At 65.0% G+C, this 13,776-nt stretch carries 10 protein-coding genes; 5 read left to right on the top strand and 5 right to left on the bottom strand.

The window, feature by feature from the left end; all coding sequences use genetic code 11:
• The first annotated feature begins 93 nt into the window (after window positions 1–93).
• Together tcuA and tcuB are read left to right on the top strand one after the other, a co-directional pair.
• Window positions 94–1,485 (top strand): FAD-dependent tricarballylate dehydrogenase TcuA, encoded by a 1,392-nt coding sequence (tcuA, locus tag EDE08_RS33465; protein WP_131873809.1) that lies wholly within the window; start codon window positions 94–96, stop codon window positions 1,483–1,485.
• Window positions 1,472–2,572, top strand: coding sequence for a tricarballylate utilization 4Fe-4S protein TcuB (tcuB, locus tag EDE08_RS33460; protein ID WP_131873710.1), 1,101 nt, complete (start codon window positions 1,472–1,474; stop codon window positions 2,570–2,572). The genes tcuA and tcuB overlap by 14 nt, the downstream gene beginning before the upstream one ends.
• Window positions 2,573–2,740: 168 nt before the next feature.
• Here tcuB and EDE08_RS33455 read toward each other — a convergent pair whose 3' ends face one another.
• Window positions 2,741–6,145, bottom strand: coding sequence for an acyl-[ACP]--phospholipid O-acyltransferase (locus EDE08_RS33455; protein WP_131873712.1), 3,405 nt, complete (start codon window positions 6,143–6,145; stop codon window positions 2,741–2,743).
• Window positions 6,146–6,824: 679 nt separating this feature from the next.
• Here EDE08_RS33455 and EDE08_RS38710 point away from each other — a divergent pair.
• Window positions 6,825–7,445: a TetR/AcrR family transcriptional regulator gene (locus EDE08_RS38710; RefSeq protein WP_207913170.1), complete on the top strand. Its 621-nt coding sequence runs from the start codon at window positions 6,825–6,827 to the stop codon at window positions 7,443–7,445.
• Between the two features lie 15 nt (window positions 7,446–7,460).
• Here the strand turns inward: EDE08_RS38710 and EDE08_RS33445 are convergent, their stop codons facing one another.
• The 3 genes from EDE08_RS33445 to EDE08_RS33435 form a co-directional block, all read right to left on the bottom strand.
• A complete protein-coding gene (locus tag EDE08_RS33445; RefSeq protein WP_131873716.1) occupies window positions 7,461–8,765 on the bottom strand; it encodes a GGDEF domain-containing protein in 1,305 nt (434 codons plus the stop codon).
• Between the two features lie 238 nt (window positions 8,766–9,003).
• Window positions 9,004–10,308, bottom strand: coding sequence for a nicotinate phosphoribosyltransferase (pncB, locus tag EDE08_RS33440; protein WP_028178239.1), 1,305 nt, complete (start codon window positions 10,306–10,308; stop codon window positions 9,004–9,006).
• Window positions 10,309–10,387: 79 nt separating this feature from the next.
• Window positions 10,388–11,314 carry a LysR family transcriptional regulator gene (locus EDE08_RS33435; protein ID WP_165936313.1) on the bottom strand — a complete coding sequence of 309 codons (927 nt, stop codon included), beginning with the start codon at window positions 11,312–11,314 and terminating at the stop codon, window positions 10,388–10,390.
• 95 nt (window positions 11,315–11,409) lie between these two features.
• On the opposite strand from EDE08_RS33435, the gene pcaH reads away from it, so the two are divergent.
• Window positions 11,410–12,198, top strand: coding sequence for a protocatechuate 3,4-dioxygenase subunit beta (gene pcaH / locus EDE08_RS33430; RefSeq protein WP_131873719.1), 789 nt, complete (start codon window positions 11,410–11,412; stop codon window positions 12,196–12,198).
• Window positions 12,199–12,201: 3 nt separating this feature from the next.
• Window positions 12,202–12,828, top strand: a complete 627-nt coding sequence (gene pcaG, locus EDE08_RS33425; protein ID WP_131873721.1) for a protocatechuate 3,4-dioxygenase subunit alpha — start codon at window positions 12,202–12,204, stop codon at window positions 12,826–12,828.
• Window positions 12,829–12,850: 22 nt separating this feature from the next.
• Here the strand turns inward: pcaG and EDE08_RS33420 are convergent, their stop codons facing one another.
• Complete coding sequence (locus tag EDE08_RS33420) at window positions 12,851–13,462, bottom strand: LabA-like NYN domain-containing protein (protein WP_131873811.1); 612 nt, start codon at window positions 13,460–13,462, stop codon at window positions 12,851–12,853.
• Between the last annotated feature and the right edge of the window lie 314 nt (window positions 13,463–13,776).

The following is a 13,776-nucleotide window of genomic DNA, read 5'->3' as shown; positions in this document are numbered from 1 at the left end:
CTTTGTATACAAACGTGCGCAATGGTGGAATTGGTCGAGCATGCCGCTGACGGACAGATGGTCTCCAATCTCGGCCGCCATCGGGCAGACGGCATGAGCAGCAAATACGACGTGCTGGTGATCGGCGGCGGCAATGCGGCACTGTGCGCGGCCATCAGTGCCCGGCGCGGCGGCGCCTCGGTGCTGGTGCTCGAAGGAGCACCAAAATTCTATCGCGGCGGCAATACCCGCCACACCCGCAACATGCGTTGTGCCCATGACGCGGCGACCGAAATCCTGACCGGTCCCTACACGGAAGAAGAGTTCTGGGAGGATCTGCTGCGCGTCACCGGCGGACAGACCGACGAGGTGCTGGCGCGCCACATGATCCGCGAATCCAAGGACATCCTGAACTGGATCGTGGAGCAGGGGGTACGCTGGCAGCCTTCGCTCGGCGGCACGCTGAGCCTCGGCCGCACCAACTCCTTCTTTCTCGGCGGGGGCCGCGCGATGCTCAACGCGCTCTATCTCACCGCCGAACGGCTCGGCGTCGAGGTCGAATACGACGCCGAGGTCACCGACCTCGTGATCGAGGACGGCATGTTCCTGGCTGCCCGCCTCAGGCGGCCGATCAAGGGCGAGACCGAGATCCGCGCGACCTCGCTGGTCGCCGCCGCCGGCGGGTTCGAGGCCAACATCGAATGGCTGAAGCAATATTGGGGCGAGGCCGCCGACAACTTCCTGATCCGCGGCACGCCCTACAATCGCGGCTCGATCCTGAAGATGCTGCTCGACAAGGGCGTGCAGGAGGTCGGCGATCCTACCCAGTGCCATGCCGTCGCGATCGACGCCCGCGCGCCGAAATTCGACGGCGGCATCATCACGCGGCACGACTCGGTCGTGTTCGGCATCGTCGTCAACAAGCACGCCCAGCGCTTCTACGACGAGGGCGAGGACATCTGGCCGAAGCGCTATGCGATCTGGGGCCGGCTGGTCGCGGCGCAGCCCGACCAGATCGCCTACATCATCTTCGATTCCACCGTCGTCACCAGCTTCATGCCGACGCTGTTCCCGCCGATCGCCGGGCAGACAATCGCGGAGCTCGCCCGCAAGCTCGAGCTCGATCCGGTCGCATTGGAAAAGACCGTCATCGAGTTCAACGCCGCGGTGCTATCAGGCACCTTCGACCATACCATCCTGGACGACTGTCGTACCGAAGGCATCACGCCGCCGAAGACGCACTGGGCGCGCCGGATCGAGACGCCGCCTTTTCTCGCCTATCCGGTCCGGCCCGGCATCACCTTCACCTATCTCGGCACGCGCGTGAACAAGGAGGCGCGAATGCTGATGAAGGACGGCAAGCCGTCAGGCAACATGTTCGCGGCCGGCGAGATCATGGCCGGCAACGTGCTCGGCAAGGGCTATGCCGCCGGCATGGGCATGACCATCGGCAGCGTGTTCGGGCGGATCGCAGGACGGGAAGCGGCGAAACATGCACGGAACTAGGATTCTCGACGAAGCCGACCGCCTGATGACGGTCTGCAATTCCTGCCGTTATTGCGAGGGCCTGTGCGCGGTGTTTCCGGCCATGGAAATGCGCCGTGCCTTCTCCGACGGCGATCTCAATTATCTCGCCAATCTCTGCCATTCCTGCGGCGCCTGCTACGTCGACTGCCAGTTCTCGCCGCCGCACGAGTTCAACGTCAACGTCCCCAAGACGCTGGCGGTTGCGCGCGCGGAATCCTATGCGGCCTATGCCTGGCCGCAGGCCCTGTCCGGTGCCTTCGCGCGCAACGGCGTCGTCATCAGCGTCATCACCGCGCTCAGCATGGCCGCCTTCATCCTCGGCTTCGCTGCGCTCAACGATCGCAGCGTGCTGTTCGGCGTGCACACCGGGCCGGGCGCGTTCTACAAGCTGATGCCGCATAACGCGATGGCCGCGCTGTTCGGCGCCGCTTTCCTCTACGCCGTCCTGGCCCTCGCCATGAGCGTGCGTGCCTTCTGGCGCGACATCGGCGCACCCATCGGCGGGCGCGCGGACGGCGGCTCGATCTTTCAGGCCATCCGCGACGCCGGCGAGTTGCGCTATCTCCATGGCGGCGGCGTCGGCTGCTACAACGAGGACGACAAGCCCACCGACCGGCGCAAGCTCTATCACCACCTGACCTTCTACGGCTTCCTGCTGTGCTTCGCCGCGACGTCGGTGGCGACGCTCTACCACTATCTGCTCGGCCGCGAGGCGCCATATCCGTGGTGGGACCTGCCCGTGGTACTGGGCACGCTCGGCGGCGTCGGCCTGATCGTCGGGCCGATCGGCCTGTTCGCCGCCAAGATGCGCCGCGATCCAGCGTTGCTCGACGAGTTCAGCTACGGCATGGATGTCGGCTTCATCGCCATGCTGTTCCTGACCGGGCTCACCGGGATGCTGCTGCTGTTCCTGCGCGAGACCGCCGCGATGGGGCCGCTGCTCGCGCTGCATCTCGGCGCCGTGTTCGCATTGTTCATCACCATGCCCTACGGAAAGTTCGTGCACGGCATCTATCGCTTTGCCGCCTTGGTGCGCTATGCGCAGGAACGGCGGACCACGGCGTGATCAGGCATGATGGGATGAGGCTTGGTCGGCTCAACGATGGAAGTGCGCTCCCTCTCCAGCTTGCGGGAGAGGGTCGCTCCGCAGTGGGACAACCCTCAAGCGGAGAAAGCCCTCACCCGCGCCTTCGGCGCGACCTCTCCCGCAAGCGGGAGAGGTGAACGAGCCGGGTTACGCTACCTCGCGCTCCGGCGCTGGCGCCTGCTCGCGGGCCATCGCCGTTGCCGTGACATAGTCGGTCTTGCCGGTGCCGAGCAGCGGCACCTTGTCGACCACCATGATCGCCGCGGGCACCGTCAGCTCGGAGGCGCCGATCGCCTTGGCCTGGGCCTGCATCGCGCTACGCTCGGCGTTCTTCTGCGTCGTCAGCAAGACGATGCGCTCGCCCTTGCGCGGGTCGGGGATCGACACCGCGATCGATGCGGCTTGCGGCCACAGCGTCGTCGCGATGGCTTCGACCGCCGACAGCGAGACCATTTCGCCCGCGATCTTGGCAAAGCGCTTGGCGCGGCCCTTGATGGTGATGAAGCCGGCGGCGTCGATCGCCACGATGTCGCCGGTGTCATGCCAGCCTTCGGGAAGCGTTTCGAGCACGCCGGGATTTTCGGCCCGCAAGTAACCGAGCATCACGTTCGGCCCGCGCACCGAGAGACGGCCGCCTTCCTCGATGCCGGGGACCGGATCGAGGCGGCTTTCCATCAGCGGCGACAGGCGGCCGACGGTGCCGGGACGGTTGGCCATCGGCGTGTTCATCGCCAGCACCGGCGCGGTCTCGGTGACGCCATAGCCTTCGAGAATGCGGATGCCGTAGCGCTCCATGAACACCTGCCGCGTGCGGTCCTTGACCGCTTCGGCGCCGGCGATGACGAGGCGCAGGGTGCGGAAGTCGTAAGGGTGCGCCGAGCGGGCGTAGCCGGTCAGGAACGTGTCGGTGCCGAACAGGATGGTCGCGCCGGTCTGGTAGATGAGTTCAGGCACGATCCGGTAATGCAGCGGCGAGGGATACATGTAGATCGGAATGCCCGCCAGCATTGGCATCATCATGCCCCCGGTCAGCCCGAACGAGTGGAACACCGGCAGCACGTTGAACACCTTGTCGTTGGCGTTGGCATCGACCCGCGCCAGCGCCTGCGCCGCGTTGGCGAGGATGTTGCGGTGGGACAGCACGACGCCCTTGGGCGTGCCTTCGGAGCCCGACGTGAACAGCACGACGGCCGGGTCGTTCGGCTGGCGCGCGACGCGCGGCGCGGTGCCGGCGAGCAGGCCCTTGATCTTGTCGGCAGTACCGATCGAGGCGCGGACATCCTCGAGATAGACGACGCGCGCCTCCGCGGAGATCGCGGTCATCAGCTTGTCGAGCTTGCCCTTCTCGATGAAGGCCTTCGAGGTCAGCACGGTCTTGACCTGCGCAGCCTTCATGGCGGCGAGCACGTTGACCGGACCGGCCGAGAAGTTCAGCATCGCCGGCACCCGGCCGATGTTCTGCAGCGCCATGAACACGACGGCAACGCCCGCCGAGTTCGGCAGCAGCACGCCGACATTCTCGCCGATCGCGGTGCCGTCCTCCAGCTTGCGGCTCAGGACCTGTGCGCCGAGGATCAGCTTGCGATAGGTCAGCTTGGTGCCGAGCGCGTCCTCGATGATGACCTTGCCGGTGTCGCGGTCGCGGTAGGCGTGTCCGAGCGCCTCGAACAGCGTGTGATCGAGCATGGCGTTCTTCACGAGCGCATCGATCATGACGTCCTGCAAAGCGGCGCCGGCGGCATTGCGACGCGCCTTGCCCTTGAGCGTTTCGTCAACCGGGAGCTTGACGGGCGGCAGGATGGTGACCGTCACCCGCGGAAACCAGGACCGCTTGATCTGGCTGGAGGTGAGATAGCTGAGATAGGAGCGCTGTGCGCCTTCGATGCGAACCGGCACCACCACGGCATCGGCCTTGTCCGCGATCATCGCGGTGCCGTCATAGACCTTCATCAGCGATCCCGAGACGGTGATGCGGCCTTCCGGGAAGATCACGACCGACTCGCCGGCGGCGACGAGCTTGATCAGGTCGCGCGCGGCCAGCGGCTTGCTCGGGTCCATGGTGTAATGCTTGACGGCGCGCAGGAACGGCTTGGCCCACCAGGCCTTGGCGATACCGGTATCGACCGCGAAGCTGGCGTCGATCGGCAGCACGGCATGCAGCAGCGGACCGTCGACCAGGCTGACATGATTCGGCGCGATCAGCATGCGCGTGCCCGGAGGCGGCAGGTTTTCGAGCCCGCGCACCTCGGTGCGGAACAGGGCGCGGAACAGAAGTCCACCGGCATCGCGCACGCCTTCCTTGCCCCACTTGGTCAGCACGAACCACACCGCGCCGAAGCTGGCGAGCCCGAGGCCGAAGAAGATCCAGCCGATATGAAGACCCGCCGCCTGCAACAACGCGACGAACAGCGAGCCGACCACCATGAAGGCGGCCTGAAGCACGTTGCCGGCCGCGATGATACGCGCGCGTTCGGAAGGTTGCGACCAGGCCTGGACCGCGGCAAAGGACGGCACGACGAACAGGCCGCCGCCGAATGCGAAGGCGACGAAGTCGGCCAGCATGCGCAAGCCCGCGAACGAGGTCGCAAAGCCGAGCGCGGTGATGTCCTGCCCCTTGGCGGTGACGCCGATGGCCCAGGCGAGATCGAGGCCGGCAAAGCCCATGATGATGGCGCCGATCGGCACCAGCGCGAGGTTCGGGCGGACATGGCTGAGGCTCGCGGCAAACAGCGAGCCGATCGCGATGCCGATCGCGAAGATGGCAAGGCACAGCGTCACCACGCCTTCGGTGCCGCCGACGACCTCCTTGATCAGCGCCGGCAGCAGCGACAGCACGATGGCGCCGACCAGCCAGAACCAGGAGACGATCACGGTGCCGTCCCACAGCCGATGGTCGGCGTAGAGCGTCCTGAGCAGGCCGACCGTCGAGGTCCAGGGATTGGCATCGACGCGCAGGTCGGGCGCCGAGGGCGTCGTCTGCGGAATGCGGGCGGCGAACGCCCAGGACAACAGCGCCAGCGCGACCACGGCGGAGGCGACCCAGCCCATATGCGCCGAGCCGGCCACGAACTGGCCGCCGGCGACGGTGCCGAGCAGGATCGCCATGAACGTCGCACCTTCGACCAGCGCGTTGCCGGTCGCGAGCTCGCCGAGCTCGAGCTGGTCCGGCAGCATGGCGTATTTCACGGGGCCGAACAGGGCGGCGATGGTGCCGAACAGCGCGAGCGCTGCGAACAGGAGCGGCACCGAATGCAGGAAGAATCCGGCGGCGGCAAAGCAGGCGGCGAAGATCTCGACGAATTTGAGCCGCCTTGCGACGACCGATTTGACGTATTTGTCGGCGAGCTGGCCGCCGACCCCGGACAGGATGAAATAGGGGAAGATGAAGACGGCGCCTGCGACCGTCACCAGGGCATCGCCGTGGCTGGTCGCCGCGCTGTAAAGCAGGATGATGACGAGTGCGTTCTTGAGCACATTGTCATTGAGCGCCGAGAAGAATTGCGCCCAGAACAGCGGCGCGAAGCGGCGTGACGACATCAATTCCCTGATCATGACTAGTCCTGCTTTGGAAATACAGATTGAAATTGTTGAATTGCCGGTGAGACGGTCAGACCGGAAGGCATTTGGGACGAACGCGTGCAGGATAACGACATCGCCGCCTGCTCTGTCCTCTCAGTCCTCTGATCCTGTTGGTCTCCAAGTGGTCTCGTCAGGTTCGCAAATATCTGGTCGGGGCCACGTCGAGCTCGGGCGGAGCGGCCGCGCTCGCCCGGATATCGCGCCGGGCGATGAGGAAAAGCTGAACCGCATCGCCGAGGGCCGCGCTATCAGGCGCGAATGTCGGGGGGCATGGTGAGTCCAACATTGTAAGCGGCTCTTGCATTCGAACCGATCGGAACGTGCCGGCTGCGTCTCAGGTGAGATGGGCGAGGTGCCGAAACGGCGAGAAGCGACCGAGCAGGCTGAACCGGCGCCGCTCGTGGCGGGCACGGGCGCGGTTCGTGCGCCACATCCGGAAGGTCGCGCGGCGCTCGGCAAGCACGCCGGCAATGTCGCAGGCATTGGCAATGCGATCGATCGGCGCCATCACGATCTTGAGGGCGGCCCGGCCGAGGCCGGTCACGAGAGCCGTGGCGTCATCGACGAAGGTGGCGGCGATATCAACAGCGAGAGTTTGCATTTCGTAGGTCTCCGAGTTAAATTGAACAATGTTCATATGAGTAACCTGAAAATGAACAATGTTCAAGATGAATCGCTGCGCGACCAGAAAAAAAGCCGGCGACGGCGCCAGATCCTGGAGATCGCCCGCGGCATTATCGCAGCTAAAGGGCTGAGATCATTGAAGGTTCGGGACGTTGCCGAGGCTGTCGGCTGCTCGGTTGGCAGCGTCTATAACGAGTTCGGCGACTTCGACGGGGTCATCCTGACCGTCAATCGGGAGACGGTTCAGGCGCTCACGGCGCGGCTGCGGGGCGTTCCCGCCGAGGATCCGGTTCGCCAGCTCTACGGGCTTGCCGAGACCTATCTCGATTTCTTTGCAGGACACGCCAATCTGCTGCGCTCCTTGTTCGAGCATCGGATGGAGGACGATCGACCTTATCCGGACGACATCCTTCAGATGGTGATGGATGCCTTTGCGCTGATGCATCCACCCTTGGTGCGGCTATTACCGGATGCGGATGACGTGAAGATCGCGCTGCTGTCGCGCACGCTGTTTTCCGCGGTGCATGGCATCATCTCGCTCGGCCTCGAGGAGCGCATGGTGGCCGTACCGCCGCAGATGCTGCGCCAGCAGATCGAACAATTCCTCGACGTGCATCTCGGAGGGCTCGGGATTCTGCCCCAGCGCTGACAGCGGCGAGCCGCGTCAGGCGCGCGCAGCTTCGCGCGGGCGGGTTGCGACGGCGACGGCGCCAGGGCTTCCGCTCTCGACCTGAACGCGGTTGCGTCCCTTTTCCTTGGCGCGATAGCAGGCAGCATCCGCGTGCCGCATCGCATCCTCGAGCGTGATGTTGCGGTCGACGATGCAGGTCACGCCGATGCTGGCGGTCACCGCAAAGCAACGATCGTCCCAGGCGAAACTGAGCAGCTCGAGCGATCTGCGCAGTTGCTCGGCAATGTCGACGGCATCGAAGGGCGAGCATTGCGGTAGGATCAGGGCGAATTCGTCACCGCCGAGCCGGGCCACCAGATCACGCGGGTGCCGGCCCTGTTGCAGGAGGCGCGAGACATCGCGGAGAAGCCGGTCGCCGGCAAGGTGGCCGCAGCTATCGTTGACGCTCTTGAACTGGTCGAGGTCGAGCAGGATCAGGCCGAGCGCACCCGCCCCGGCATTGTCCAGCTCGCTTTGCAGGCGCGCCTCGAAGGCGCGACGGTTCGACAGGCCGGTCAGCCAGTCGTGCGATGCCTGCCAGGCCAGGCGTTGTGTCTCGGCATGCAGTGCGTTTTCGAACGCCTGCCGTTGCAGCACCAGCCGCCGCGTATGCCAGATCAGAAGCAGGATCAGCGCCGCGGCGGTGACGATGTTGACGCAAGTCAGCGTCACCTTGATGGTGCGGGAGCCTTCGCCGAGGACGGTGGAGAAACGCTGGGCATGCACCGTGAACTGGGTATTGAGCTCCGAGAGCCGCGACGATAGGAATTGCAGGCGGCCGTCTTGAATGGGACCGTTCTCCAGCTCGGAGCGGATCAACTCGCCGAACACACTCAGCTCCAGCAGCATGGGATCTGTGGCCGCCCATTCGCGGATCGCGTCCTGGAGGAAGCTGACGCGGTTGAAGTAGCGAAAGAGCCAGATCAGTCCCGGGACGTCATCGGGATGGTTGCCGCCCTGGAGAAAGCCGATACGGGCGGCCTCGACGTCGACCGGATCGCGTTCGAGCGCCCAGCGCGCGAACTCGTCCCCGATGGGAACGGCGAGCGCGGCCTGGTACTGCGCGAACTGGCTGGCCTCGCCCGAATGCAGGTAGCGATTGAGGAAGTAGACGGCGTTCTTCTGCGAGCGCGACCATAGCGCTTCGCCCGCGACATAGGCGCGGACCGAAGACATCACCTCGAGACTGAATCCCGCGATCGCCGCCTGGAGCACGACGACCATCACGAAAGGCGAGACGAGCTTGATGACGTGAAGGAAGCAGCGTCCCTCCACCGACGTCGCTGTTCTGCGAAACACCTTATTCCCCAAGTCGATCAACGATCCCAACGGAACGTTGCGCCTGCAACGCCAAGTAGACGGGATGGTTGCTTAACTCGACCTGAATGGTGCGGAGGACTCCGTCGCAGGGTGAAGCCGTCGTGAAGCAGGTGCCCGCAAATCGCTTCAAATGCCGGCGAACCGGGACCGGCGCGGCGTCGGCGAGCCAATGCAGCGCATTCGTCGTGCGCGGTTCACCTGATCAAGGGGAGGTCGGCTAGACCAGCACCGGCTTGCGGACGCGGCCCGCGTCACCGAACACGCGCAGGTAACGCTCGATCTCCGAGGGAAGGCCGGTCGCCTTCTCCGGATTGTCGGAGAGCTTGACGGCCGGATGACCGTCGACGGACGAGACCTTGCAGACCAGCGAGATCGGATCGAGGTTGAACGAGCCGTCCGGCGTGCAGCCGACGAAGTCGTTGGTGAGGTTGGTGCCCCAGCCAAAGGAGAGCCGCACGCGCCCGGTGAAGTGGTGGTAAGTCTCCTCGATCGAGCCGACGTCCATCGCGTCGGAAAAGACGAGAAGCTTGTCCCTGGGGTTGCGGCCCTTCTTGTCCCACCAGGCGATGATCTCCTCGCCGGCCTGGATCGGCGGCGCGCTGTCGGGGCGGAAGCCGGTCCAGTCGGCGACCCATTCCGGCGCATCGCGCAGGAAGGCCTTGGTGCCGAAGGCGTCGGGCAGCGCGATCAGGAGGTTGCCGCCATAGGTCTGGCGCCACTGATCGAGAATGCGGTAGGGCGCCCAGCGCAATTCCTCGTCGTCCCTGGCGAGCGCGGCCGCGACCATCGGCAGCTCATGCGCATTGGTGCCGATGGCTTCGAGATCGTTGTCCATCGCGAGCAGCACGTTGGACGTGCCGATGAAGGACGAGCCCAGGCCTTCCTTCACCGCCTCGACGCACCAGCGCTGCCAGAGGAAGCCGTGGCGGCGGCGGGTGCCGAAGTCGGACAGCCGCAGGTTCTCGAGCTTCCGCAGCCGTTCCACCTTGGTCCAAAGCTTGGCCTTGGCGCGGGCGTAGAGCACGTCGAGCTCGAAGCGGCCGCGGCCTTTCATCGCCGCGCGCGAGCGCAGCTCGTTGAGGATGGCCAGCGCCGGAATCTCCCACATCGTGGTGTGGGTCCAGGGGCCGTGGAAATGCAGCTCGTACTGGCCGTCGACCTTCCGCAGCTCGTATTCGGGCAGGCGGAATTCCGCCAGCCAGCGGATGAAGTCCGCCGAGAACATGTGGGTCTTGCCGTAGAAGGTGTTACCCGCAAGCCAGATCAGCTCTTTCTTGCTGAAGCGGATGGTGCGGGCGTGGTCGAGCTGGGCGCGCAGCTCGCCCTCGTCGATGATCTCGGCGAGTCGCACATGGCGCGAGCGGTTGATGACCGAGAAGGTCACCTGCTGATCCGGATAGTCCTCCCGAATCATCTGCAACATCAATAGCTTGTAGAAGTCGGTATCCAGCAGGCTGCGGATGATGGGATCCAGCCGCCAGCTGTGATTGTACGTCCGGCTCGCAATGTCGGTCACTGTCATGGGGGGATTTTAGCGTGGCTCCCCTTGCGCAACCAGTGGGTTTGGCGGGAATCAGGTTATGCGGCGGAGGGCCCATCGTTCAGGCGGCGGCCGTCGCCGCGACAGTCTCGAGCTGGCTCCTGATCCAGCGATGGGCCGGGTCTTTCTGATAACGCTGGTGCCAGACCATGAACATCGGCAGCTCGGCCAGCGTTCGCGTGCGGGAGGCCAATGGAATTCGCGTGTGCGCGAAACCGCGCATCACGCCGGGCGCGAGCAGGCTCGGCATGCTCGCAAGCATCTGCGAGCCGCGCAGGAACGAGGGCACGCCGGAGAAGCTCGGCACGGAGATCGCGATGTCGCGGTGCAGCCCGTTCGCTGCCAGCCGGCGGTCGAAGTCGAGCCGCTCATTATCGGTATAGACCACGGTGATGTGACGCGCCGCGAGATAGGCGTTGCGGCTGGCAGGCGCGGCACGCGCCTTTGCATCATAATAGCAGACATAGTGATCCCTGAGCAGCCGCTTCTGCACGATGTCGACGCCCGACGGCGGCAGCGGCGTGATCAGGAGGTCGCAGCGGTTCTCGCGCAGCATCGCGGGCGAAGGCGACTGCGAGGGGATCACGCGCAGGTTCAGGCTCTTCACCTGTCCCGCGACATGATCGAAGAAGCGCGGCAGCAGCAGGTCGCGCTGGAAGTCATTGGCGGCGATCGTCAGCGACAGCTGGGCCTGCGCCGGCGCGAAGCTGACGCCGCCGGCAAAGCTGCGCATCTCGTCGATCAACGCGCGCGCCTTCGCGGCGAGGGCCTGAGCGTGCGCCGTGGCGACGATGCCGCGGCCGGATTTGGCGAACAGGGGATCGCCGGCAATCCGCCGCAGCTTGTTCAGCCCGTGGCTGACCGCCGATTGCGTCAGGCCGAGCCGTGTCGCCGCCGCCGTCACCGAACCTTCCTCCAGCACGGCGAGGAACAGCTCGAGCGCGTGGCCGTCGAGGGCCAAATGATCGATTTCCTTCATGGAATTCATTATAATCGATCTATTTATCTTGAGAATAGATCGTTCCATGATCTCCCGACAAGCCGCGCGCCCGGACCCGGGCGCCACAGGGAGAGACAACGCCGATGAATGCCCAGGCGCCAGCCTTGCGGGATCCCCGCCTCAATCGCCCCGAGCCCTTTACGCCGCCGCTCGGCGACGGCGGCTTCTTCCAGCGTGACCGTTCCATCCATCCGCCGGCGCATGCGCCGGGGTACAAATCCTCGGTGCTGCGCTCGCCGCGCCAGGCGTTGTTGTCGCTGGAGAACTCGATCTCGGAGATCACGGGGCCGGTGTTCGGGCACAATGATCTCGGCCCGCTCGACAATGACCTGATTCGCAACTACGCCAAGGACGGCGATCCCGTCGGCGAACGCATCATCGTCCATGGCCGCGTGCTGGACGAGACCGGCCGGGGCGTTCCGAACACGCTGGTCGAGTTCTGGCAGGCCAATGCCGGCGGCCGCTACCGGCACAAGAAGGACACCTATCTGGCGCCGATCGATCCGAATTTCGGTGGCTGCGGCCGCGCGCTGACCGACGAGACCGGCTACTACTATTTCCGCACCGTGAAGCCGGGTCCTTATCCCTGGCGCAACTACGTCAACAGCTGGCGCCCGGCCCACATCCACTTCTCGGTGTTCGGCTCGGGCTTCGCGCAGCGGCTGATCACACAGATGTATTTCGAGGGCGATCCCTTGATCCCGGTCTGCCCGATCCTGACGACGATCCCGGACAAGGACGCGCTCGACCGCCTCGTCGCGCCGCTCGACCTCAACGCCTCGTCGCCCTTCGACTCGCTCGCCTACCGCTTCGACATCGTGCTGCGCGGCCAGCGCTCCACCTATTTCGAAAATCGTACCGAGGGGAACTGAGCCATGCCGCAGCCGCTCAACTATCTCAAGGAAACCGCCTCGCAGACGGCCGGGCCCTACGTCCATATCGGCTTGATCCCGGCGATGGCCGGCTTCGACATTTTCGAGAAGAACTTCTCCAATGTGCTGGTGACGCCGAACACTGCAGGTGAACGCATCACGCTGGAAGGCAAGGTGTTCGACGGCACCGGCACGCCGCTGCGCGACGTCCTGCTGGAGATCTGGCAGGCCAATGCGGCCGGCCGCTACAACCATCCGGCCGATCGCTCGGCCGGCGCGCCGGAGCCGGAGTTTCGCGGCTGGGGCCGCGCCGGTTCCGACTTCGAGAGCGGCCTCGTCACCTTCGAGACCATCAAGCCGGGCGCGATCACCGACAAGGCGGGGCGCAAATGCGCACCGCACATCAACGTCTGGATCGTCGCGCGCGGCATCAATATCGGCCTCAACACGCGGCTCTATTTCTCGGATGAAGAGGCCGCCAACGCCGCCGATCCCGTGCTCAACCTGATCGAGCAGCCGACCCGTCGCAAGACGCTGATCGCAACGCGCAGCGAGCGCGCCGGCAAGATCGTGTACTCCTTCACGATCAATTTGCAGGGGCCGGAGGAGACGGTGTTCTTCGACGTCTGAGGTGCCGGCGGCCGGCCCCGGTTCATTCCACCCGGTCGCTCCGATTGATGGATCCGCGCGCGAGGAATTGCGGTGGCTGCCGCACCTCGCGCGTTGCCGGCCGGTCGACCGGATCGCGCGCCACTTTCGGTTTCAGGTCTGCCAGGTCGATGAACACGTCCGCCTGCCGGCGCAGGTCGTCGGCGACCATGGGCGGCTGAGTGGAGAGTGTGGAGACGACCGTCACGCGGACACCGCGGCGTTGCAGGGCCTCGACCAGCGACCGAAAGTCCCCATCGCCCGAGAACAGCACGATCTGATCGACGTGTTCGGCGAGTTCCATTGCACTCACGGCAAGGTCGACATTCATGCTGCCCCTCACCTTGCGGCGGCCGGTGGTGGCGTCGACGAACTCCTTGGTGAGCTTGGTGACGACGGTGTATCCGTTGTAGTCGAGCCAATCGATCAACGGGCGGATTGACGAAAACTCCTGATCCTCGACGACGGTCGTGTAGTAAAAGGCGCGCAGCAGCGTACCCCGGGCTTGAAACTCGCTGATCAACCGCCTGTAATCGATGTCGAAGCCGAGCGCCTTGGAGGTGGCATAGAGATTGGAGCCATCGATAAAGAGCGCGATCTTCCCAAACGAAGACATTATGTACAAATCCCGAGTTCGACACGACGCGATCCGGCCGAAATGGCGCGATGTGTCGGCCGAAAAATACTGAAGGCGCCGATGGCTTGCCGAAAAGGCGGCGCAGACGACCGGACAGGGGGGTCGCCTTGCGCCGAGGTTAGGGAGGTTCCATGCCACCAGCGCCAGGGCGCCGAATGCAGACACGCTAAGGCGCGCGCATTCGCCGCTCAATTGTACAGAGGTAAAGGGCCTATATACGAAGGTAAGTGGGGCGCGCCGGCAACCAACGCGACTGCGGCGTGGCCTCCGACCATCAGCGCGCGTGGTTCTTC

Source organism: Bradyrhizobium sp. R2.2-H, from assembly GCF_004346455.1.
Classification (GTDB): domain Bacteria; phylum Pseudomonadota; class Alphaproteobacteria; order Rhizobiales; family Xanthobacteraceae; genus Bradyrhizobium; species Bradyrhizobium diversitatis.
Note: the sequence above shows the minus strand (reverse complement) of the source record. Positions and strands in the feature narration are given on the sequence as shown.

Coding starts and splice junctions, on each gene's coding strand:
- pncB (WP_028178239.1), bottom strand. CDS start 10,308: ATGACAGTGACCGACATTGCGAGCCGGACGTACAATCACAGCTGGCGG.
- pcaH (WP_131873719.1), top strand. CDS start 11,410: ATGAATGCCCAGGCGCCAGCCTTGCGGGATCCCCGCCTCAATCGCCCC.
- EDE08_RS38710 (WP_207913170.1), top strand. CDS start 6,825: ATGAACAATGTTCAAGATGAATCGCTGCGCGACCAGAAAAAAAGCCGG.
- tcuB (WP_131873710.1), top strand. CDS start 1,472: ATGCACGGAACTAGGATTCTCGACGAAGCCGACCGCCTGATGACGGTC.
- tcuA (WP_131873809.1), top strand. CDS start 94: ATGAGCAGCAAATACGACGTGCTGGTGATCGGCGGCGGCAATGCGGCA.
- EDE08_RS33455 (WP_131873712.1), bottom strand. CDS start 6,145: ATGATCAGGGAATTGATGTCGTCACGCCGCTTCGCGCCGCTGTTCTGG.
- pcaG (WP_131873721.1), top strand. CDS start 12,202: ATGCCGCAGCCGCTCAACTATCTCAAGGAAACCGCCTCGCAGACGGCC.
- EDE08_RS33420 (WP_131873811.1), bottom strand. CDS start 13,462: ATGTCTTCGTTTGGGAAGATCGCGCTCTTTATCGATGGCTCCAATCTC.
- EDE08_RS33435 (WP_165936313.1), bottom strand. CDS start 11,314: ATGAATTCCATGAAGGAAATCGATCATTTGGCCCTCGACGGCCACGCG.